Origin of the sequence: Serratia sp. PAMC26656, assembly GCF_016469055.2 — a bacterium.
Taxonomy (GTDB): domain Bacteria; phylum Pseudomonadota; class Gammaproteobacteria; order Enterobacterales; family Enterobacteriaceae; genus Serratia; species Serratia plymuthica.
This window is the reverse complement of record NZ_CP150486.1, coordinates 933,938-954,153: the sequence shown is the minus strand read 5'-3', so window position 1 is coordinate 954,153 and position 20,216 is coordinate 933,938. Positions and strand designations below refer to the sequence as shown.

At 57.2% G+C, this 20,216-nt stretch carries 21 protein-coding genes and 1 tRNA gene; 4 read left to right on the top strand and 18 right to left on the bottom strand.

The window, feature by feature from the left end; all coding sequences use genetic code 11:
* Positions 1 to 3 precede the first annotated feature (3 nt).
* Both JEM67_RS05050 and dnaQ read right to left on the bottom strand, forming a co-directional pair.
* Positions 4 to 80 (bottom strand) — tRNA-Asp (locus tag JEM67_RS05050).
* 146 nt (positions 81 to 226) lie between these two features.
* On the bottom strand, positions 227 to 967 hold the full coding sequence (dnaQ, locus tag JEM67_RS05045; RefSeq protein WP_006322410.1) for a DNA polymerase III subunit epsilon: 741 nt from the start codon (positions 965 to 967) through the stop codon (positions 227 to 229).
* A 72-nt stretch (positions 968 to 1,039) separates the two neighbouring features.
* Between dnaQ and rnhA the strand changes: the two genes are divergently transcribed.
* Positions 1,040 to 1,507, top strand: a complete 468-nt coding sequence (rnhA, locus tag JEM67_RS05040) for a ribonuclease HI (protein ID WP_013811596.1) — start codon at positions 1,040 to 1,042, stop codon at positions 1,505 to 1,507.
* Here rnhA and JEM67_RS05035 read toward each other — a convergent pair.
* Positions 1,504 to 2,223, bottom strand: coding sequence for a class I SAM-dependent methyltransferase (locus tag JEM67_RS05035; protein WP_006323760.1), 720 nt, complete (start codon positions 2,221 to 2,223; stop codon positions 1,504 to 1,506). The genes rnhA and JEM67_RS05035 overlap by 4 nt on opposite strands.
* 44 nt (positions 2,224 to 2,267) lie before the next feature.
* On the opposite strand from JEM67_RS05035, the gene gloB reads away from it, so the two are divergent.
* Together gloB and mltD are read left to right on the top strand one after the other, a co-directional pair.
* Positions 2,268 to 3,023: a hydroxyacylglutathione hydrolase gene (gloB, locus tag JEM67_RS05030; protein ID WP_199636670.1), complete on the top strand. Its 756-nt coding sequence runs from the start codon at positions 2,268 to 2,270 to the stop codon at positions 3,021 to 3,023.
* A gap of 71 nt (positions 3,024 to 3,094) precedes the next feature.
* Positions 3,095 to 4,480, top strand: a complete 1,386-nt coding sequence (mltD, locus tag JEM67_RS05025; RefSeq protein WP_199636690.1) for a murein transglycosylase D — start codon at positions 3,095 to 3,097, stop codon at positions 4,478 to 4,480.
* 63 nt (positions 4,481 to 4,543) lie between these two features.
* On the opposite strand, the gene JEM67_RS05020 is transcribed toward mltD, so the two are convergent.
* Together JEM67_RS05020 and JEM67_RS05015 are read right to left on the bottom strand one after the other, a co-directional pair.
* Positions 4,544 to 5,317 (bottom strand): endonuclease/exonuclease/phosphatase family protein, encoded by a 774-nt coding sequence (locus JEM67_RS05020; protein ID WP_004948978.1) that lies wholly within the window; start codon positions 5,315 to 5,317, stop codon positions 4,544 to 4,546.
* A gap of 270 nt (positions 5,318 to 5,587) precedes the next feature.
* On the bottom strand, positions 5,588 to 6,763 hold the full coding sequence (locus tag JEM67_RS05015; protein ID WP_199636671.1) for an MFS transporter: 1,176 nt from the start codon (positions 6,761 to 6,763) through the stop codon (positions 5,588 to 5,590).
* Positions 6,764 to 6,870: 107 nt separating this feature from the next.
* Between JEM67_RS05015 and yafC the strand changes: the two genes are divergently transcribed.
* On the top strand, positions 6,871 to 7,755 hold the full coding sequence (gene yafC, locus JEM67_RS05010; RefSeq protein WP_199636672.1) for a DNA-binding transcriptional regulator YafC: 885 nt from the start codon (positions 6,871 to 6,873) through the stop codon (positions 7,753 to 7,755).
* Positions 7,756 to 7,801: 46 nt separating this feature from the next.
* Here the strand turns inward: yafC and dkgB are convergent, their stop codons facing one another.
* From dkgB to JEM67_RS04945, 13 genes are all read right to left on the bottom strand, one after another.
* A complete protein-coding gene (gene dkgB / locus JEM67_RS05005) occupies positions 7,802 to 8,605 on the bottom strand; it encodes a 2,5-didehydrogluconate reductase DkgB (RefSeq protein ID WP_013811590.1) in 804 nt (267 codons plus the stop codon).
* Between the two features lie 141 nt (positions 8,606 to 8,746).
* Complete coding sequence (locus JEM67_RS05000; protein ID WP_199636673.1) at positions 8,747 to 9,976, bottom strand: beta-ketoacyl-ACP synthase; 1,230 nt, start codon at positions 9,974 to 9,976, stop codon at positions 8,747 to 8,749.
* Positions 9,973 to 10,704 (bottom strand): 3-ketoacyl-ACP reductase FabG2, encoded by a 732-nt coding sequence (locus tag JEM67_RS04995; protein ID WP_041415902.1) that lies wholly within the window; start codon positions 10,702 to 10,704, stop codon positions 9,973 to 9,975. The genes JEM67_RS05000 and JEM67_RS04995 overlap by 4 nt, the downstream gene beginning before the upstream one ends.
* Positions 10,701 to 11,174, bottom strand: a complete 474-nt coding sequence (locus JEM67_RS04990) for a hotdog family protein (protein WP_013811587.1) — start codon at positions 11,172 to 11,174, stop codon at positions 10,701 to 10,703. The genes JEM67_RS04995 and JEM67_RS04990 overlap by 4 nt, the downstream gene beginning before the upstream one ends.
* A complete protein-coding gene (locus JEM67_RS04985) occupies positions 11,171 to 12,340 on the bottom strand; it encodes a beta-ketoacyl-[acyl-carrier-protein] synthase family protein (RefSeq protein WP_199636674.1) in 1,170 nt (389 codons plus the stop codon). The genes JEM67_RS04990 and JEM67_RS04985 overlap by 4 nt, the downstream gene beginning before the upstream one ends.
* On the bottom strand, positions 12,340 to 12,912 hold the full coding sequence (locus JEM67_RS04980; RefSeq protein WP_199636675.1) for a DUF3261 domain-containing protein: 573 nt from the start codon (positions 12,910 to 12,912) through the stop codon (positions 12,340 to 12,342). Before JEM67_RS04980 ends, JEM67_RS04985 begins: the two co-directional genes overlap by 1 nt.
* On the bottom strand, positions 12,912 to 15,233 hold the full coding sequence (locus tag JEM67_RS04975) for an MMPL family transporter (RefSeq protein WP_199636676.1): 2,322 nt from the start codon (positions 15,231 to 15,233) through the stop codon (positions 12,912 to 12,914). The genes JEM67_RS04980 and JEM67_RS04975 overlap by 1 nt, the downstream gene beginning before the upstream one ends.
* Positions 15,208 to 15,813 carry a LolA family protein gene (locus JEM67_RS04970; RefSeq protein ID WP_013811583.1) on the bottom strand — a complete coding sequence of 202 codons (606 nt, stop codon included), beginning with the start codon at positions 15,811 to 15,813 and terminating at the stop codon, positions 15,208 to 15,210. Before JEM67_RS04970 ends, JEM67_RS04975 begins: the two co-directional genes overlap by 26 nt.
* A complete protein-coding gene (locus tag JEM67_RS04965) occupies positions 15,810 to 16,238 on the bottom strand; it encodes an acyl-CoA thioesterase (protein WP_199636677.1) in 429 nt (142 codons plus the stop codon). The genes JEM67_RS04970 and JEM67_RS04965 overlap by 4 nt, the downstream gene beginning before the upstream one ends.
* Positions 16,235 to 17,947, bottom strand: coding sequence for a glycosyltransferase family 2 protein (locus tag JEM67_RS04960; RefSeq protein ID WP_199636678.1), 1,713 nt, complete (start codon positions 17,945 to 17,947; stop codon positions 16,235 to 16,237). Before JEM67_RS04960 ends, JEM67_RS04965 begins: the two co-directional genes overlap by 4 nt.
* A complete protein-coding gene (locus JEM67_RS04955) occupies positions 17,938 to 18,282 on the bottom strand; it encodes a hydroxymyristoyl-ACP dehydratase (RefSeq protein WP_199636679.1) in 345 nt (114 codons plus the stop codon). The genes JEM67_RS04960 and JEM67_RS04955 overlap by 10 nt, the downstream gene beginning before the upstream one ends.
* Positions 18,279 to 19,652, bottom strand: a complete 1,374-nt coding sequence (locus tag JEM67_RS04950; RefSeq protein WP_233527742.1) for an AMP-binding protein — start codon at positions 19,650 to 19,652, stop codon at positions 18,279 to 18,281. Before JEM67_RS04950 ends, JEM67_RS04955 begins: the two co-directional genes overlap by 4 nt.
* Positions 19,619 to 20,203, bottom strand: a complete 585-nt coding sequence (locus JEM67_RS04945; protein WP_013811578.1) for a hypothetical protein — start codon at positions 20,201 to 20,203, stop codon at positions 19,619 to 19,621. Before JEM67_RS04945 ends, JEM67_RS04950 begins: the two co-directional genes overlap by 34 nt.
* Positions 20,204 to 20,216: the final 13 nt, after the last annotated feature.

Below are 20,216 nucleotides of genomic sequence, written 5' to 3'. Positions count from 1 at the left end.
TGTTGGCGGAACGGACGGGGCTCGAACCCGCGACCCCCTGCGTGACAGGCAGGTATTCTAACCAACTGAACTACCGCTCCGCGCCGTTCAACTCTTGCGAGAGGAACGAGGCGCATATTACGGTTGGGCTTCTATTCCGTCAATGCCTTTTTCTTACGAAATTAACCGTTTGCGCAGTTTTTCAGCTAAGGCGGTTAAAAAGCGCGTTTTCATGCCGGGAACGCCGTTATTCCGCTTCCGCACGCCACAGGCAACTGCCGCCCTTTTTCGCCACCAAATCCAGTCGCGCCTCATGGGCCACCACTTCTGCATCGCTGGCATAGACCACTTTCATCGCCGTCGCCGGACGCACAATCCGCTGTATATCCTGCGTCGAGTCGTTATGCTGCGTGTCGCCTTCCATCTGAAACGCCATCGACGTCTGGCCGCCGGTCATCGCCAGATAAACTTCCGCCAGGATCTCGGCATCGAGCAATGCGCCGTGCAGCGTACGCTTGCTGTTGTCTATCTCATAACGGCCGCACAGGGCGTCAAGGTTGTTGCGCTTGCCCGGGAACAGGCGGCGCGCCATCAACAGGCTGTCGGTGATGGTACAGAAGGTGTCGGTCTTCGGCAGCCCCTTCTGCAACATGCGGAATTCGTGATCCATAAAGCCGATGTCGAACGACGCATTATGAATGACTAACTCACCGCCGCGGATAAACTCGATGAACTCATCGGCGATTTGGTCGAACGTGGGTTTATCCGCCAGGAACTCATCGCTGATGCCGTGAACCCCGTAGGCTTCAGGATCCACCAGCCGGTCCGGTTTGACGTAAACGTGATAGTGGCGGCCGGTCAGGCGACGGTTAATCACTTCCACTGCGCCAATTTCAATGATGCGGTGGCCTTCGTAATGCACCCCGAGTTTGTTCATACCGGTGGTTTCGGTATCGAGGACAATCTGTCTGGTGGTTGTAGAGATCATATTGCAGTGCTCACAGCGCTCGTTTATGTCAGACTTGGCTTTTATAAAACCGATAGGAAGAGTCTACCAGAGATGCTCAAACAGGTAGAAATTTTCACCGACGGCTCCTGCCTTGGCAACCCGGGCCCCGGTGGTTACGGCGCAATACTGCGCTATAAGCAAGTTGAGAAAACCTTCAGTGCGGGCTACCGCCTGACCACCAACAATCGCATGGAGCTGATGGCGGCGATTGTCGCGCTCGAAGCCCTGACCACCCCTTGTGAAGTGACGCTGAGCACCGACAGCCAGTATGTGCGCCAGGGCATTACCAGTTGGATCCATAACTGGAAAAAGCGTGGCTGGAAAACAGCCGATAAGAAACCGGTCAAAAATGTCGATCTTTGGCAACGGTTGGACCTAGCTATTCAGACCCATACTATCAAGTGGGAATGGGTCAAAGGCCACGCCGGTCACCCGGAGAACGAACGCTGCGACGTGCTGGCGCGCGATGCGGCCGGCAACCCCACGCAGGATGACGTGGGTTACAAACCGGAAAGCTAAGGCAGCTTGCGGTAACTCTTGGTCGCGCCTACGGCGCGGCTGAGAGCCGGTTTTCTGGCCCCTACCTTCATCGGCGTTGGCGTCAACGGCAAGGTCCGTTTGCGCGCGACAATCACGCTCATGCACCCCAGCGCCGGCAAATGCGTACTTAAAAACGTCCCGCCTTTGCGCTGCCACGGCAGTACATGAAAACGCGCCTGATGCAGCACTTCATAATTCAACAGGCTGAGCCAGTCCAACAGGCGCATTTGGGTAAACATGCGGCTGACATAGGGCTGACGATGGCGTAATCCGGGCACCAGCTTGCCCAATCCCAACAGGCTGAACGGGTTGAAACTGCTGATCACCAGCCAACCGTCGTCAATCAACACGCGATCGACTTCGCGCAGCATACGGTGCGGATCGTCGGCATAAGACAGCGTATGCGCCAGCAGGCAGGCATCTACCGATTTGGCGGCGAACGGCAGCTGGTAGGCATCCGCCAGCACCTGCAGGTTTTCCCCTTTCAAGCTCACATTCACCTGATGCGAAATGGCGCACTTGTCGGTCGCCAGGCTGGCGCTGAGGTTACCGAGTTTCAGCAGGTGAAAACCGAACAGCTTCGACCACCAGGGTTGCAACTGCCGCTCGAGCGCCTCACGATAGTATTCCCCCCACGGCATCTCCGCCCAAGACTGTGGGCCGGCGAGCTTTTCTAGAGTATGGGCTGGTTTCATGATTTATTATCTTCTTTCAAGCCGTTGCCAACAGGAGGTCCAACATGAATCTTATCAGCATTCCCGCCTTCCAGGACAATTACATTTGGTTATTGGATAACCAACAAGGGCATTGCGTCCTGGTCGATCCCGGCGAAGCGCAGCCGGCGCTTGACGCGTTGGAACGCCTGAATCTGACGCCTGATGCCATTCTGCTGACCCACCATCATCACGATCACGTCGGCGGCGTAGCGCAAATTGCGGCGCGCTATCCTGGCTTGAAGGTCTACGGCCCGCAGGAAACGGCCGACAAGGGAGCAAATCACCTCGTTCATGACGGTGAAACGATCGAAATCAACGGCCGCCAATATGCCGTTATCGCGGTTCCCGGACATACGCTGGGTCATGTGGCATTCTATAGCGCGCCTTATCTGTTCTGCGGAGACACGATTTTCTCTGCCGGCTGCGGCAGGCTGTTTGAAGGAACTGCCGAGCAAATGTACAACGCATTTCAACAACTCGCGCAACTTCCCGATAACACCTTAATTTGCTGCGCGCATGAATATACTCTTTCAAATCTTAAGTTTGCGCGGGCTATTTTGCCGGAAGATCGAGAGATTGAAACATATCAACAACAAGTCGAAGCATTAAGGGCAAAAGGCCAGCCCAGCGTCCCTACATGGCTACAAACAGAGCGTAAAATTAACCTATTTTTACGATGCCATGACACTGATTTACAAAAGAAATTAGGCTTTTATACACCACCAGACCATCTTCATTCGGTTTTTTCCGAATTACGCCTCAGGAAAGATAACTTCTGAGCTTTTAGTTGTGTTATTTGACGAAGCAAAGTATGATTGCTCGTCTTTTAAGCAACTATATTGACACACACATGAAGGCTAAAGCGATATTTCTCGCCTCAGTCTTGCTAGTGGGGTGCCAGTCATCCAGGCAGGATGCACCGGCCCCAGAACAGCATGCACAGAGTTTGTCTTCGGCAGGTCAAGAAGGTGAAGCAGGAGAGTACACAGCGAATGGTCGAGCGAGCTCGGCGCGGTGGCTAGATAACAATAGTGGTGCCGCGCAACAGAACCTGTGGAACTTCATTAGCGACGAGCTGAAGATGGAGGTTCCGGAAAATTCCCGGATCCGTGATCAAAAAAGAAAGTACCTAAAAAGTAAGAGCTATCTCCACGATGTAACATTACGGGCAGAGCCGTACATGTACTGGATAGTCGGGCAGATTAAGAAACGTAATATGCCGATGGAACTGGTACTGCTACCCATAGTGGAGAGCGCTTTTGACCCACACGCCACGTCAAGTGCCAACGCCGCAGGGCTATGGCAAATCGTGCCGCAAACGGGTCGTAATTATGGTTTGAAAAACAACCAGTGGTATGACGGGCGACGCGATGTCGTGGCCTCGACGACTGCTGCGCTTGATATGATGCAGTATTTGAACCGCATGTTTAACGGTGACTGGTTATTGACCATTGCCGCTTATAACAGTGGTGAAGGCCGTGTCATGCAAGCGGTTAAGGCAAATAAACGCCAGGGTAAGCCAACCAATTTCTGGGCATTGTCGCTTCCGCGTGAAACGTCAATTTATGTCCCGAAAATGCTGGCGCTGAGCGACATCATTAAAAACAGCAAACAGTACGGCATCAATCTGCCAAAGACTGATAACACCCGTGCACTGGCTCGTATTGATGTCGGACAGCAAATACAGTTAACTCAGGCGGCTGAGATGGCTGGGCTTTCAATTACCAAGATGAAAGCTTATAACCCCGGTTACAAAAAAGGCGTTACGGCACCCAACGGGCCCCATTACATTATGGTTCCTAAAGGAAATGCCGATCAGCTGAAAGACTCGCTGGCCGATGGCCAGATCGCAGTGACTCAGCCAACGACGCAGTTGGCGAAGAACAGCGGCTTGTCTGGTGGCAGCTCGTATAAAGTGCGCTCCGGCGACACAGTATCGGGCATTGCCAAGCGGTTGAACATTAAAACCAGCGATTTGCAGAGTTGGAACAACTTGCGTGCCAAGAGCGCTTTAAAAGTTGGGCAAACCCTGCAAGTGGCCAGCAACACTGACAGTAACAGCAGTATCACCTATCAGGTTCGTAAAGGTGATTCGCTTGCCAGTATTGCACGTCGTCATCGCGTCGATATTACCGACGTGATGCGTTGGAATTCAACGCTCGGCAAAGGCAGCAGCCTGCAACCCGGTCTGAAACTGACCTTGTTTGTAAGCAACAAAATGACGCCGGACACCTAAATTTCCGGCACAAAAAAAGCACCCTACGGGGTGCTTTTTTATTGGCTGAATGCTGAGCGTTCATTACCAGTGCGGCTTGTCTGCCTCAGGATGAAACTCCACCAGCAGAGGGTTGTGATCCGAAGCACTAGTCACCAGCACGGATGCCTCCGCAACCCCCATATTGCGATAGAAGACGAAATCCAACGGGCGGCCAAAGGCTTTGCGGCGGTGATCGTCTGTGAAATTCACCTCACGCAGCGCCATATCGCTGGCGAACTGATACAGCGCATTGATTCGTTTGCGGCTCCAGGCATTAAAATCCCCGGCCATGATCACCGGCCCATGGTGATTAGCAATTTGCTCACCGATTGGCCCCAGTTGCTTACTGTATACGTCCACACCCAAGCTAAAATTCACCGCATGGATATTTACCACCATCAGCAGTTGGCCGTTAAACAGCGGATAGACGGTAATCAAGGCCGACTTGGCTAACCGCAGTAGCGGTTCACGTTCACGCAGCGGGCAGCAGTAAACCGGGTGAGCCGCCGCCAGCGTCATCACGCCTGAAGGATGTTGGGGCAGCGCAAATGCTGGCACCTGATCGGCCGCCAGATAGTTGGCAGTGGCAAAGCTCACCAGTTCAGGTGTAGTTTGCGCTTCTTGCAACAGCACCAGCTGTGCATCCTTGCCATAGTTTTTCAGCACCGAGAGCCAGTCTGCCCGTTGCTGTTTAAAGATATTCCACACCATCACCCGCAACGCGCCTGCCGTGGGCAATGCGGCCCCGGGCGGCAGCGGCTGGTTGATGGCACCAGGGAAAATTCGCTCAACTGGCTGGCCTGCAACATACCTCATTGCATAAGTTCGTTTCGGCACGCTATTCGCCTATTTCCCATGAGGATGAAACTGACGGTGACATTCCCGCCAACAATGAATCGATTATACGCCTGCCCTCACCTGACAGCATGGCTTTTACGGGGTATATCCTTTTCAGTTATAGGGGCGTGAAACAGGGAATTCAATGTTCTGACAGTATATGTATGTAAAGGTTAGCGGCGATGAGTGAGAAATGCGAAAAGGCCCGCAAAATGAACTGCGGGCCTGAATAACGAGAATGCGTAGCTATCAGGCAGGCTGCTGCTGGTACTTCTTATCCAGACGCCCGCTAAGACCAACCAGCAACAGGGCCACCAGCACGATCAGCGCGCCAATCCACGGCGTTTGCGCCAATCCCAGGGTAGCAACGGTCTGGCCGCCAATCACCGACCCCAGCGCAATGCCCACGTTGAATGCCGCAATATTCAGGCCGGAAGCCACATCCACTGCGTTCGGCGTATACTGCTCGGCTTTCTGCACCACATACACCTGCAAACCCGGAACATTGCCGAAGGCAAACACCCCCATGACGATCACCGTTATCAACGCGGCAATGCTGTGGCCGGCAGTGAACTGAAACACCAGCAGCAGAACGGCCAATGCGGCAAAGATAAAGCTCAGCGCCCGCACCGCGCCATGACGATCTGCCAGTTTACCCCCCCAAATGTTACCGATCGCCACCGCGATGCCATAGGCAAGCAGGATCCAGCTCACCGCCGGGGCGGAGAAACCCGCCAGTTCCTGCATCATGGGCGCCAGGAAGGTAAAGGTGGTGAACACGCCGCCGTAACCGAGGGCGGTGATGGCGTAGATCAGCAACAGACGCGGATGGGTCAGCACTTTAAACTGCTCGCCGATACTGGTGCTGGCCTGATTCTTGATATTGTTCGGTACCAGAATGATGCTGGCCACAGTGGCAAGAGCGCCAATCAGTGACACCGCCAGGAAGGTTTCGCGCCAACCGAAATGCTGACCGATAAAGGTCCCCAACGGCACTCCGGTCACCAGCGCCACGGTCAGGCCGCCGAACATGATGGCGATCGCCGAGGCAGCTTTCTCTTTCGCCACCAGGCCGGTCGCGATAGTAGAGCCGATTGAGAAGAATACGCCATGCGCCAGGCCGGTCAGCAGGCGGGCCACCACCAGCGACTCATAGCCTGGTGCCTGCCAGGCAAGCAAGTTGCCGAGGGTGAACAGCACCATGAGGCCGATCAGCAGCAGCTTGCGCGGCACGCGGCCGGTCAATGCCGTCAGTACCGGTGCGCCAATCGCTACGCCGATAGCATAAATGGTTACCAACAGCCCTGCCGAGGGCACGGTAACGCCAAGTTGCTCTGCGATGGTCGGGATCAAGCCGACTATCACAAACTCCGTGGTACCGATAGCAAAGGCACTGATGGTCAATGCAAGTAATGCGAGAGGCATGTTTATTTACTCCAAATAGCGTGCAGGTTGATGACGGCTATTATCTGCTCATGCTTAAATGATAAAAATGCTCAAAGTTTCAAATTAATTTTGCCAATGGAGCAACAATGAAAGCCAATTCTGATGAGTTGATCACTTTTGTCACCGTGGTGGAAAGCGGCAGTTTCAGCCGAGCGGCTGAGCGGCTGGAACAGGCCAACTCGGTGGTTAGCCGCACAGTCAAGAAACTGGAAGCCAAGCTGGGTGTGACGCTGTTAAATCGCACTACGCGGCAAATCAGCCTGACGCAGGAAGGGGAAAACTATTTCCGCCAGGTGCAGAAGGTACTGAGCGATATGGCGGCGGCAGAAAATGCGCTGATCGAAAGCCGCCAGCGCCCGCAGGGGCTGCTGCGTATCGACGCCGCTACGCCGGTGGTACTGCACGTATTGACGCCGCTGGTGGCGGAGTTCAGGGCTCGTTACCCGGAGATGTCGCTGTCGCTGGTGTCGTCAGAGAACTTTATCAACCTGATTGAACGTAAGGTGGATATCGCCATCCGCGTGGGTGAACTGAGCGACTCCACCCTGAAGGCGCGTAAGCTGATGACCAGCTATCGGCGCGTGCTGGCCTCCCCCGCCTATCTGGCGCAGTACGGCACGCCGCAGACGGTAGAGGCGCTGGAACGGCATTGCTGTATCGGTTTTAACGATCTGCCCAGCTTGAACCGCTGGCCGCTGGCCTGTGGCGACGGCCGTCAACTGGAAATCACACCGGGGCTGACCACCAACAGTGGTGAAACCCAGCGTCATCTGTGCCTGCACGGTAACGGTATTGCCTGCCTGTCGGATTTTATGATCGATGCGGATATCGAACGCGGCAATCTGGTGCCAATTTTGGTGAAAGAGACCCTGCCGGTAGCGATGCCGATCAATGCGGTGTATTACAGCGACAGTGCGGTCAGCAACCGCCTGCGCAGCTTTATCGACTTTGTCAGCGAACGCCTGGCGTAATAAAAAAGGCGCCCCTTGGGCGCCCTGATGCACATGTTCCGGAACATTAATCCCAGTTCGGCGCCAAGCCTTCCGGACTAACCAAACGGCCATTGCTTTCCAGCGTAGCCATTTCCGCCATTTCTTCCGCAGTCAGCGTCAACTGCTGCGCCAGCAGGTTGCTCGCCAGGTTTTCACGTCGGGTGGAAGAAGGGATCACCGCGTAACCCAGTTGCAGCGCCCAGGCCAGGATAACCTGAGCAGGGGTCGCGTTGCGCCGTGCCGCGATAGCCTTGATGGTTTCATCCTGCAGCGCTTTGCCATAGGCCAGCGTCATGTAGGAAGTGATGGCAATGCCGTGCTGCTGAGCAAACTCAACCACCTGACGGTTCTGCAGATACGGAGACAGCTCAATTTGGTTAGTCGCGATTTGCTCTGCGCCCACGGCATCGATCGCCTGCTGCATCAGGTCCAGGGTGAAGTTGGACACCCCGATTTGGCGCGTCAGCCCCAGTTTTTTGGCTTCCAGCAGCTCAGCCATAAACTCGGCAACGGGGACTTCGCCATTGGGGGATGGCCAGTGGATCAGCGTCAAATCAACGTAGGCCGTTTGCAGCTTGCTCAGGCTCTCTTGCAGGCTCGGGATCAACTTGCCCTTCGCCAGATTGGCGATCCAAATCTTGGTGGTGATGAACAACTCGTCACGCGGTATGCCGCTGGCGGCAATTGCCTGGCCCACCGCCGCTTCGTTTTCGTAGATCTGCGCAGTATCAATCGCGCGATACCCCAACTCCAGCGCAGTGCTGACCGAGTCGATCACGACCTGATCCTGAAGACGGAAAGTGCCTAAACCAAATGCAGGGATGCTCATAATGTTATTCTCTCATTAGGATGTTGATGCGATATGGGAGGATTATGGCAACTGTTTTGTTGATCAAAAACGCCCTATTGCGCATAAGACTTTTGATTAAATGGCAACAATAACCGGAGCGAGCGCCCCGGCTTGAAGGAATTACGCCCAGCGGCGCAGGATCAACGAGGTGTTAATACCACCGAACGCGAAGTTGTTCGATTGCACAAACTCGGTATCAATTTGCCGATATTCGCCCATGATGTAATCCAGATCGCCGCAGGCACTGTCCGGTTCACTGAGGTTGATGGTCGGCGCAAAGCGGCTTTCACGCATCATCTCCAGCGTCATCCAGGCTTCAAGCGCGCCGCAGGCACCCAACGTATGGCCAAAATAGCTTTTCAGCGAGGAGATTGGCGTGCGGTTGCCGAAAATCGCCGCCGTTGCCTGGCTTTCCGCTATATCGCCGCGATCGGTCGCCGTACCGTGAGCACTGATGTAGCCGATATCGCCGGTCGCCAGCCCAGAGGCCTTCAGCGCCTGCTGCATGCAAATCTGCATGGTTTCCCGCTGCGGTTGGGTAATATGCGCCGCATCGCAGTTGGTCGCAAAACTGATAATCTCGCCGTAAATTGTGGCACCGCGCGCCTGCGCATGCTCCAGCGACTCAAGGATCAAGGTTCCCGCCCCCTCGCCAATCACCAGGCCGTCGCGCTGACGATCAAACGGGCGCGGCGACAGATCCGGACGATCATTTTGCTGGCTGGTCGCAAACAATGTATCGAACACCGCCGCTTCCGAAGGACACAGTTCCTCGGCGCCACCCGCCACCATCACCGTCTGATAACCGTGGCGAATGCTCTCGTAAGCGTAGCCAATCGCCTGGCTGCCTGAAGTACAGGCGCTGGAAGTCGGGATTACCCGCCCCCGCAGGCCGAAAAACAGGCCGGTATTCACCGCTGCGGTATGCGGCATCATCTGCACATAGGTGGTGCCGGTGATATTGTTGGTGTGTTTTTCCGTCAGCATGGTGGCGAACTCACTGACCGGTTTGGTGCTGCCGGTAGAGGAGCCGTAGGCGATGCCGGTCTCGCCGTTGGTCAACACCGCCTCACCCAGCAACCCGGCCTGCTCAAGCGCCAGTTCGGTCGCACGGGTAGCCAGCAGTGAAACACGCCCCATCGAACGGATGCGCTTGCGCGTATAATGCTCCGGCAGCACGAAATCATCGATCGGTGCGCCAAGGAGGGTGTTCAACCCCTGATATTCTTCCCATGGCGCCATATAACGTACCGCATTCTTCCCCTGCTTCAGCCGGTGGGACACGTCCGCCCAGTTATTGCCGAAGGCGGTAACACCCGCCATGCCGGTCACAACCACTCGCTGCGTCATACCATTCCTCCGTTAATGGAAATGACCTGCCGCGTTACATAGCCGGCAATATCTGACATCAAATAACTAGCCAGCCCGGCCACCTCTTCCGCCGAGCCCATGCGTTTGAGCGGGATCGTGCGCATCGCTTCAATCAGCGCCGCCGGCTCCATGTCAATCATGCCGGTGTCAATCAGGCCCGGGGCGATGCAGTTAACGGTAATTTTGCGTTTCGCCAACTCGACAGCCAGCGCCTTGCAGGCACCGATTACGCCGGCCTTGGCCGCGCTGTAGTTGACCTGTCCACGGTTACCCATTACGCCGGAAACCGACGACAGCGCAATGATTCGCCCGCCTTTGCGCAGGCCAATCATCGGCATGACGCAGGGGTGAAGCACATTGTAGAAGCTGTCGAGGTTAGTGTGGATCACCCCGTCCCAGTCCTCTTCGCTCAGTGCCGGGAAAGCGCCATCGCGGGTAATGCCCGCATTGTTCACCACGCCGTAATAGGCGCCGTGAACCTCAATATCTTGCTCAAGCTGCTCGCGGCACTGGGTGCGGTTGCTGATATCAAACTGAATCAAACGCCCTTGCCCGCCGGCGGTGGCAATTTGCTGCAGCGTGTACTCTGCCCCGGTTTTATCGCGGTGATAGTGAACGACGATCAAAAAGCCATCCGCAGCCAGGCGGCAGGCAATAGCCTGACCGATCCCTTTACTGGCGCCGGTGACTAAAACGGAACGCATCATGCGTTTCCCCTTAAAGTAGTCAATTGGATTATTTCTTGTTGATCAGGCTGATAGGTATTCAGCCTGCCCTGTGCGACCCGCACATTATCGATACTGATTTCACATTCGAAACTGGCCAGTTTTTCGTCTTTCAGCAGTTGCTGCACGCTAACCCGCAGTTCGCTGCCGGCAGGAAATACCGGCAGTTCGCAGTGAATAGCGCGCCCGCCGAGCAGCATGCCAAGCTGCGGCGATTGGGCATGTTGCCTGCCATGCCAACCGCTCCAGACGCCGATGGCCTGCGCCATCAGCTCAATGCCGTACCAACCAGGCAGCGCGCCCTGTGCGTCAAGAAAGGGTGCCAATACGCCGTCAGGGCTGACTGTCACCGCGCACTGCGCGTGCTCCTCACCCACCTCAAGCACCCTTTCCAGCAGCACCATCGGTGATGCGTGGGGCAAATAGTATTCCGCAGTGTGATAACGACTCATGGCGCATCCCCCAGCAACAGGCAGGCATTATTGCCGCCGAACGCAAACGAATTAGACAAGATAGCGCGCTGGCGCAACGGTTGCTGCCGGTAAACCAGACCTATCGGTGCCAGCTCGCCATCGCAGGGCGCAACGCTGAAATCCTGCTGCGGCAATGGCAATGGCTGGGTCAATAACAGCCAACTCAGCGCCGCTTCTACCGCACCAGCGGCACCGAGCGTGTGGCCGGTGAGGTGCTTGGTGGAGCTGCACGGCGTCTGCGCGCCAAACAGGCGATTCACCACCTGAGCTTCTACCAGATCGTTAAGCCGCGTCGCGGTGCCGTGCAAATTGATATAACCGATCTGTTCGGCGCTCAAACCCGCCTGTCGCAGCGCCATGTTGATAGCCCGTTCTGCACCGGCGCCTTCCGGATGCGGTGCCGACATATGCCAGGCATCGGAAGACTCTCCGACACCCAGCAACGCGACTGTTGCCGGCTCACGCGTCAGCAGCATCAGCGCAGCGGCCTCGCCAATATTGATGCCGCTACGCCCGGCGGCGAATGGCGTGCAACGCTCCGCCGACAGCGACTCCAGGCTGTTAAAGCCGTTGATCGGCATCTGGCACAGGCTATCGGCACCACCCACAATCGCCGCGTCCACCAGCCCGGCATCAATCAGGCGTTTACCGCTGATGATGGCGCGCGCACTGGAGGAACAGGCGGTAGACAGGGTATAGGCCGGGCCACGGGTAGCAAGAAAAGCGCTGAGGAACTGGCCTGGGTCGCCCAACTCCTGCTGCTGATAATCATAGCCCTGCGGCCACTGCCCTGCCTGATGCTGTTGCAGCGCCAGTTCACCTTCACGAATGCCGGAGGTACTGGTGCCCATGATCACCGCAACGCGATCGGCACCGTAGCGGGCGATGGCATCGCGCACCGGTACCTCGATTTGCGCCAATGCGGCCAACAGCAGGCGGTTGTTGCGAGAGTTATGGCGTTTGAGCGCCTCAGGAACGGCGGGCAGTTCGCCCTGTACGTTACCGAACCAGGATGGCACGCCGCCGAGCAGCCACTGCGTCTGCCTCTGCATGCCAGGCGATACGCCGCGAGCCAAATTTTCCGCGATCTGCGGCAGGCTGTCGCCCAGCGCGTTCACCATCCCTACGGCAGTGAAATAGATCATTATTCGCTCCCCAGATTCTGAATGGTGATGCGGTAATGGAAAGCGGATTGGGTTATCGACAGCGGATTGCGTTGGCCATTGGCTTGCTGATAACGAATTTCACCGATCGTCGCGCCGCGATCGTCATACAGACGGCGCACCTCCGGCCGATCCTCCAACCGCCATCCTGCAGGCAGCAAGGGCTGCCAGTCGGCCGCTGGCCAATAGCTCAGCATGATATCGGCCAGCACCTGATTGGCGGGCGGCAGTTCACCCACTTTGATCAACTGCTCGGTGTGGATCCCCTGACGATCATAGGTCAGGTTGAACAAGCGGATGCCCAGCGGCGACATCCCCACCAATTGCAGGCGCCGGCCGTCGGCATTGAGCAGCACCAACATCGAATGTCGCTGTCCCTTCACTTCGGCGGTCAATAACTGCTGCTGGCTGATCGGTTGCTCCAACACCGGCGACGGCAATGTCACCCGCGTCCCGGGTTTCAGCCACGCCTGCGGCAACGTAGGATCCTGCGAACCGGCACAGCCGGCCAGCAGGGTTGCCAGCATTAACAGCATCATTCGTAAGCCGCGCATCAGGCTTTTCCTCTTTTTCTTTTCGTTGCTAACGTCAGCGGTGCCAACAGAAATGCCACGGCGATGCCGCTGCTTAGTACAATGCCAAAACTGCTGATGGCCTGAGTATGGCTCAGTACCAGCATGCCAAAGGTCAGTTGGGTGGTGAAGACCGCCATAAAGATGGCGAACATCGAGGTGGTCGGCGTGCCCCGGGGATTGGTGAAGAACAGCGTATAGTTAATGCCAATCCCCAATACCAATATCAGCGCCAACAGCGAAAACAGATTCAGCGAATGGCCACTCAGCGCCAGCACCGCAATACCGCAGCCCAGCGACAACAGCGTCGGCACCATGCAGCGCAGGCCGTGCCCCAACCCAAAACGCCACAGGTAGATCAGTGCGATCGCCGCCACCGACAGCGCCAACAGAGACGAAAGATACAGCCGGTACTGGCCGAACAGTTCGCTGAATTCGGTTTTCCGGTCAATCCAACCGGTGCCCGGCACCTGCCCAGCCAACGCCTGCATCGCCGCGCTGTTTTGCACGCCGTTGACCGGCACCAGCGCCGCACTGCGGCCATCAGACAACGTCAGCCAAAGCAGACGCCACCCCTCGCTGACCACGCTGCCCAGCCACTGTTGCGGCGTCACCCAGTCAGCGGTCAAGTCAGGCGCATTCAGTGTCAGTTCCGCCTGCTGCAACTGCGCCATCACCTGTGGCGCTACGCGTTGCAACAGGGTGACATTTTCCTGCTGACGCTGATGCGAAGGCAGCGGTAGCAGGCGATAATCCGCCAGCACGCCTTGCCGTTTGGCCTGAGCCAACTTGGGTTGCAACAGCTCCAGCCGCTGCAGCAGTTGTTCGCTATTGGCACCGTACACCACCAACCATTTCTGGTCGTTATGCTGGCCGGTCAACGCGGCGATACGCTGTTCTTGCTGCTGCAACGCCACCGGCAACGCCTGCAGTTGGCCGATATCGTCATCCACTTTCAGTTGGCTGAAACCGGCAATAATAACCAGTACTGCTGTGCCGGGCAGCCCATAGCGCAGCAGTGGCCGGTGGCGCCAGGCGCGCAGCCAACGAAGGATAAACGCCAGCCCCGGCGCCGGACGCACCGGCAGCCGACGCGACAGCTGCGGATACCAGCAGATCACGGTAATGCAGGCGGCGCTCAGGCCTGCGGCGGCAAACACCGCCAACTGCTGCAGGCCCGGGAACGGCGCAATCAACAGCGCCAGATAGGCGACCACGGTGGTCAGCAGCGCCATCGACAGTGCCGGCAGCAGTTTTTGCAAACTGGCCAACGGTGTCGATTGCTGCCCATGCACCCTGCGTTCGGTCAGAAAATAGAGCGCGTAATCTGCCGAAATGCCGACGATGCTGATGCTCAGCACCAGCGTCATCAAATGAATTTCACCAAACGCCAGCAGCGTGGCGACGGTACCCGCCAATGCGCCGATCCCCACCGACAGCGCACACAGCAACAGCGGCAATACTGAACGGAACATGAACAGCACCAGAAGGAAGACTCCCGCCACCGAGGCCAGACCAATGGTCGATATATCCCGTTCAGCCTGCTGGCTGGCGTAGTTGCTGTAATAGAGCGTTCCGCGGTTCAACACCTCGGCGCCCGGCCAACGTTGTTGCAGTTGCTGTTGCAACGCCGTCAGTTTATCTACCGTGCTTCGTGCGCTGCCGATGTCATAAGAGGAAGCGCCAAGCTCGGCGTGCAGCAGATACCAACTGCGCCCCTGCGGGTCACTCGCCACCAGCCAGCCGTTTGATAAGCTCAGTGAGCCACCGTTGCGCTGCTGCGCCAACTGCGAACCACGCACCAACATCAGCGGATCGTTAGCCAGTTCCTTGCCGCTGACACCGGCGAAGGCCGAGTAAAGCTGGCCGAGGATCCACTGGCTTTGCACATCCGCCCCCTGCATCAGCCGTTGCCGGGTGGCATCGTCCAGCAACACGTTGCGGTGCTGATAAAAAAATCGTCCCCACTGCTGCTGGCGTTGCGCGTCCATCGGGCCGCCAACCTGCTGCAATTCCGGCATCTGCCGCAATTGCTGCCACCACCAGCTCACTGCCGCGCTGTCCGCACCTGGCGGAGGGCTCACCAGCCACATCAATTGGCGATCGAGCCTGCGGCTGAAGCCGTCGGCCAGTTCATCGGGCACGCCCACCAGTTGCTGCTTCGGCAATAACGCCAGCACACTGCTGTTGATCTGGCTGCGAGGCAGCAGCCAGCACAGCGCAGCGAGCAATATCAGGCAAATCGCCAACCAGCCAAAGGCCAGCCGCCGATGCTGTTCAGGACGCAAAACGCTGTTGCTCATCAACGGTCAGTTCCTGCGGCACCGTACGTTGATTAAAGAAGCGAATGTGCGTGGCATCGTTTTGCATATCGTCGATATCAATGGTTTCCAGGAATTGCTCCCCGTTGAGCGTAATGCGTTTGAACAAGCGATCGAGCGGCGTGGTTTTTGGCGTCAGCACCAACCGCCATTTGTTGTGCCCCAGATCGCTGAACTGCAAGGCAAAGTTTTGCTCCAGCGCCTGGCTGTCGGCGTGAAACAACGCGGTCAGCAGGTGATTAAACTGGAACATCTGCGGATTGTTATCCGCCGTCACCACCTGCGGGGGCTGGCCGGCCAGGGTTTGCACCATACGTTTATCGTCCAGCAGCAAGGTCAGCGGGAAAGGTTTCTGTTGTGACCACCACAGCCCTTTTTGCTGGGAAATCAGCAGTTCGCCGCGCGATTTCAGCGGTTTCGCCATACCGCTGATGCTGCGCTGTTGCTCGAACTCGGCACGCAACACCGGCTGTTGGCTAAAGCGCTGCTGCAACTCCGTCAACGTGACCGCCTGAGCGCTCAGGCTGAACAGGGCGACGACCATCAATAACCCGCTTTTCATTGCTCACCCCCGATGTTATCCAACAGTATTTGTGGCGAAACAAAGCACATCTCTTTGCTTTCGGCATCCACCGCCACCTGGATAGTGTGCCCGCGGGTGGTGGTTTTGCCACTTTGCGCATCAAGGATGCGGTAACCAATGCGCAGACGGTTCTCATACTCTTCCAGCCCGGCACAAACGATGATCCGTTGCTCAAACAGCACCGGCGCAATGTATTTCACCCGCGTATCCACGATCGGCCAAACATAACCCGAAGCCTGCATCTGGCGATAACCGTAATTGAACTGTTTCAGCAAGGCTTCGCGCGCGATCTCAAAATAGCGAAAGTAGTTGCCGTGCCACACCACGCCCATGGCGTCGGTATCATGGAACGGGATAGTCATCTCAATCCGGGTGGAAAAACGCGGATCCTCTTTTAGCTTCATGTCTCAGGCTCCTGTTGCGCCGATGGCCGTGCCGCCAACTGCCAGAAATCGAAAAAATTGAACCAGTCGAGCGGCGCCAACAGGCAATAGTGCTCGAGCCGCGCGGCATAATTATCTACCGCCTGCTGCAATGCCTGGCGGCGCTGAGCACGGGGTAATAGCAGCGGATCGGCAAAGGGTTCGAAATACAGGTTCAGCCGCCCCTGTTGCTTGAGGCCGAACATCAGAAATACCGGGCAACGCAGCGCGGCGGCCAGGACGAACGGCCCCTGCGGAAAAGGCGCCGGCTTGCCGAGGAAATGGCTCCACACCACGCGCGGCCGTTCGCCACGCTGATACTTTCCGGCGGAGGTACGATCGCCGACAATCGCCACCCATTCACCAGCGTTTAGTTTGTCTTGCAGGCGCATGGCCGTTTCCGGGCCCAGCGAAGTGACCTGAATCAGATTCAGATTGGCGCGCGGATTCACCTCTTTCATCACCTGGTTGAAGCGCTCGGCATGTTCGGTAAACACCAAAGCATTGACCTTAACGCTGGCATCCAGCTCGCCCAGCGCACGACACGACTCGATATCCCCCAGGTGCGAAGCCAGGATCAAGGTCCCTTGGCCGGAAGCGATCTGCCGTTCGCAGCCCGCACGATCCACCAACTGAATGTCATGCAGCTCCCCCCGCCAGCTTGCCAGCTTATCGAGCATCGCATCGCCGAAGCGCATAAAGTGACGGAAACTGTTGAGCGGTGCGGGCAAGGCTCGTTGCCTGCCCTGTGCGAACTCCCGCAGGCGTTGCAGATAGTCGCGTGATGCTTCGCGCTGGGCGCGGCCGGTCAGCCAGAAATAACCCATCACCGGGTACAGCAGCAGTTGAAATGCCCGGCGGCCAAAGAGCCGGTAAACCAGCAGCATGAGCCGGATGCCCCACAGACCGTGGCGTTCTTCGGTTGCCGACCAGTGCAATGAACTAGCCGGCTTGCGGCACAGCAGGCGTGGAATACGCGGCAACATACCGAAAAACAAACGGGTGTGCATCCAGGAAATACGCAGGTTGTCGCGCAGCGCGTCAAAATGGGAAACGCCATCGACCGGATAGGTGACGCGCGTCGGAAGGAAACGGCTTGGCACACCTTGCCAGTACAGCCTGACCATCACCTCGGTATCGAAATCCATGCGCTTGCCGAGCGGATGACTCGCCGCCAGCGCCAACGTCGGTTCCACCGGGTAGACGCGAAAACCGCACATGCTGTCTTTCAACGACAGCGACAGGGTTTCTATCCACACCCATACGTGAGTGACATAGCGGCCATATAGCCGCGCCTTCGGCACCGAGCTGTCGTAGACCGGTTGACCGGAAATCAAACAATCGGGGTGAGCGCGCGATTCGGCGATCATGTCCGGGATATCGCTCAGTTGATGCTGGCCGTCGGCATCCACCTGCAGAGCGTGACTGTAGCCCTGGTTGTGCGCCCATTGCAGCCCAGCGATCACCGCCGCGCCTTTGCCCTGATTTTGCTCCAGCCGCAGCAGTTGAACCCAAGGTAACTCAGCCGCCAGCCGTTGCAATTCGTCGGCAGTAGCGGCAGTGCTGCCATCATCCACCACCAGGCACGGCAGACCATAACCGGCCAGCGAGGCCAGCACGTCGGCCATCATCTGCCCATGATTGAAACAGGGGATAACAATGCAGACGGAGAACGGCGCGGTCACTGACATAGCGAAATCTTACCGCTGCTGGCGGTAGCCTCGCCGAGGCGATAGCTGAACAACAACTTGTGGCGCGCCGGTTGCCATTCAAGCAGCAGCAATACGCTCTGCTCCGGTAGCAAGGGTTGTTGAAACTTGACGACGTCGATGCCTTTGAACGCTGCCTTGATGCTCAATAGCTGATGCGCATACTGCATCGCCCAGTTCACTTGGGCCACGCCGGGCAGGATCGGCTGCTCAGGAAAATGGCCGCGAAACCAAAACAGCTCCTCGGGCAGACGCAATTGCAGGCTGGCGTGGGTCGCATCGCCCACCTGCTGTTGCAGGACCTCAGGTTGCATCATAAAAACAGCTCCTGTAGTTCGGCATAGGCGCGTTTGCCCTGCGGGTTAAGCGGGATGACATCAATAAAGCGCCAACTGCGCGGCAATGCCACCGGCTCCAGCCAGCTACGCAGAGCCTGGCAGAGTTCTCGGGTGAAAGCCCCTTCGGACATGCTTTGCCGGCGAGTTTCACCGTGCGGGGAGAGCACTATCGCCGCCGCCAACAGGGTACGCCCTCTTTGCTGGAGTGGCAGCACCGCGGCATCAGCGATCTCCGTCAAGGCTTTCAGGCGTCGCTCAATTTCCGTCAGCGACAGACGTTTCTCTTCTACCTTGATAATCCGATCGGCGCGGCCATTCAGCTGAAATAGCCGGCCATTCGGTGCGAGCTGGATAATATCGCTCAGCGCCGCCTCACCGCTATCAGGTATCAGCGGCGAGGCTACGTTGACGCTTTTATCCGAATTAACCCTTAGCTCAATGGACGTAAACAACCGCCAAAGCTCTGCCTCCTCGGTTTGTCTGCGCCAGGCCAGCATGCCGGTTTCGGTGGTGCCGTAAATCTCCAGCGGCAGCACCTTCAGCATTTGCCGGGTAAGCTGCGCTTCGGCAAAGGTTAGCGGGCCACCGGCGGAAAACACCTGGGCACAGGCTGAAAACGCCAACCGGTTATCCAAACGTTTAAGCCACGCCGGGCTGCTGACAAAAATCAGACGCCGTTCCTGATGCCTGGCAATCAGTTGCTCATGATATTGCGTCAATTGCGCATCAAATGGCAGGCCAAGCGCCAGCGGCAGGAACAGGCGGAAGCTCAGGCCGTACATATGCTGATGAGACACCGATGCCGCCACGCAGCAGCCCTGAAAGACTTCGCCCCACTCGGCGGCCAACAGCTCGCTCTCACGATCCATGCAGGCGACAGATTTGATTACCGCTTGCGGCTGGCCGGTCGACCCTGAGGTATAAAGAATAAATCGAGGATCCTGAGGCCAGGTGGGCAGCGGTATATCCGCCACAGAGTCCTCTGCCACACTCAGAACCGGCGTACCGGGATTGAGAGGGAAATCGGTCAGCAAAGCGTCGTAATCTGCCCGCTGCTCTTTGAGGATAGCTTCACGCTGGTGACCGAAGATCACCGGCAATCTGGCGGCATAAATCGATGCCAGCCAGGCAACGGCAAAACGATAACTATCATCAAAACACAGCGCCCAGCGGCGTTCCTCCCTGCCTGCCAACCTCGCGGTCAGGGTGGCGACATCGCGACGGAATTGGCCAAGACGCAGTGCCTGCGGGCCACGCCAGGCAATAAGCAGGGAATCATCCCGCTCCGCGCTGAGCCACTGGCTCATCGGTAAACTCAGGCGCGCCTGATCCTTTTCCTGACTATCCATTCAATACCCATTAATGCCCCCATCAGCAGATAACTGATGCCGCCGTTATACAGCGTCCAGAGCGCTATATCGTCTGACAGGCAGGTTGCCAGCGCTATTGCGCCATTAACAATAAAGAACCCGCACCAGACCTGAGTCACCCGTCGGGTATAAGCCACGCCGGTGGCGCCTAATTGCGGTTCGGTAATTCGTGCCAGCCGTTCAACCACCGTGGGCGGCGAAAACAGGGAGTAGGCAAACAGCAAAAGCAGTAAAACGTTGACCAACACCGGGTAATACAGCAACCAGTGGGTCTGCTTCAGCCCCCAACTGGCGAGTGCTAGCAGGATACCTACCCCGGCTAACGCCTTGCCCAGCCACATGTGCCGGTGCAGGTTGCCGCGCAAAACCAACAGCCGCAACGCAAACACTGCCGCCAGTAAGGGTGCCAGGATTGTGGTTCCCCAGCGCGTCAGGCCAGCCCACACCGCCAGTGGGTAAAGCAACAGCAGCAGCCAGGTCAGGATCTGCAGCAACCGCAAGACAGGGTTCAGCCAAGAGGCGGTTCTCATCTTAGCGCCGCGA

Bases quoted from the DNA above. Each gene is read 5' to 3' on its own strand.
- dnaQ (WP_006322410.1), bottom strand. From the start codon at position 967: ATGATCTCTACAACCACCAGACAGATTGTCCTCGATACCGAAACCACC.
- rnhA (WP_013811596.1), top strand. From the start codon at position 1,040: ATGCTCAAACAGGTAGAAATTTTCACCGACGGCTCCTGCCTTGGCAAC.
- JEM67_RS05035 (WP_006323760.1), bottom strand. From the start codon at position 2,223: ATGAAACCAGCCCATACTCTAGAAAAGCTCGCCGGCCCACAGTCTTGG.
- gloB (WP_199636670.1), top strand. From the start codon at position 2,268: ATGAATCTTATCAGCATTCCCGCCTTCCAGGACAATTACATTTGGTTA.
- mltD (WP_199636690.1), top strand. From the start codon at position 3,095: ATGAAGGCTAAAGCGATATTTCTCGCCTCAGTCTTGCTAGTGGGGTGC.
- JEM67_RS05020 (WP_004948978.1), bottom strand. From the start codon at position 5,317: ATGAGGTATGTTGCAGGCCAGCCAGTTGAGCGAATTTTCCCTGGTGCC.
- JEM67_RS05015 (WP_199636671.1), bottom strand. From the start codon at position 6,763: ATGCCTCTCGCATTACTTGCATTGACCATCAGTGCCTTTGCTATCGGT.
- yafC (WP_199636672.1), top strand. From the start codon at position 6,871: ATGAAAGCCAATTCTGATGAGTTGATCACTTTTGTCACCGTGGTGGAA.
- dkgB (WP_013811590.1), bottom strand. From the start codon at position 8,605: ATGAGCATCCCTGCATTTGGTTTAGGCACTTTCCGTCTTCAGGATCAG.
- JEM67_RS05000 (WP_199636673.1), bottom strand. From the start codon at position 9,976: ATGACGCAGCGAGTGGTTGTGACCGGCATGGCGGGTGTTACCGCCTTC.
- JEM67_RS04995 (WP_041415902.1), bottom strand. From the start codon at position 10,704: ATGATGCGTTCCGTTTTAGTCACCGGCGCCAGTAAAGGGATCGGTCAG.
- JEM67_RS04990 (WP_013811587.1), bottom strand. From the start codon at position 11,174: ATGAGTCGTTATCACACTGCGGAATACTATTTGCCCCACGCATCACCG.
- JEM67_RS04985 (WP_199636674.1), bottom strand. From the start codon at position 12,340: ATGATCTATTTCACTGCCGTAGGGATGGTGAACGCGCTGGGCGACAGC.
- JEM67_RS04980 (WP_199636675.1), bottom strand. From the start codon at position 12,912: ATGCGCGGCTTACGAATGATGCTGTTAATGCTGGCAACCCTGCTGGCC.
- JEM67_RS04975 (WP_199636676.1), bottom strand. From the start codon at position 15,233: ATGAGCAACAGCGTTTTGCGTCCTGAACAGCATCGGCGGCTGGCCTTT.
- JEM67_RS04970 (WP_013811583.1), bottom strand. From the start codon at position 15,813: ATGAAAAGCGGGTTATTGATGGTCGTCGCCCTGTTCAGCCTGAGCGCT.
- JEM67_RS04965 (WP_199636677.1), bottom strand. From the start codon at position 16,238: ATGAAGCTAAAAGAGGATCCGCGTTTTTCCACCCGGATTGAGATGACT.
- JEM67_RS04960 (WP_199636678.1), bottom strand. From the start codon at position 17,947: ATGTCAGTGACCGCGCCGTTCTCCGTCTGCATTGTTATCCCCTGTTTC.
- JEM67_RS04955 (WP_199636679.1), bottom strand. From the start codon at position 18,282: ATGATGCAACCTGAGGTCCTGCAACAGCAGGTGGGCGATGCGACCCAC.
- JEM67_RS04950 (WP_233527742.1), bottom strand. From the start codon at position 19,652: ATGGATAGTCAGGAAAAGGATCAGGCGCGCCTGAGTTTACCGATGAGC.
- JEM67_RS04945 (WP_013811578.1), bottom strand. From the start codon at position 20,203: ATGAGAACCGCCTCTTGGCTGAACCCTGTCTTGCGGTTGCTGCAGATC.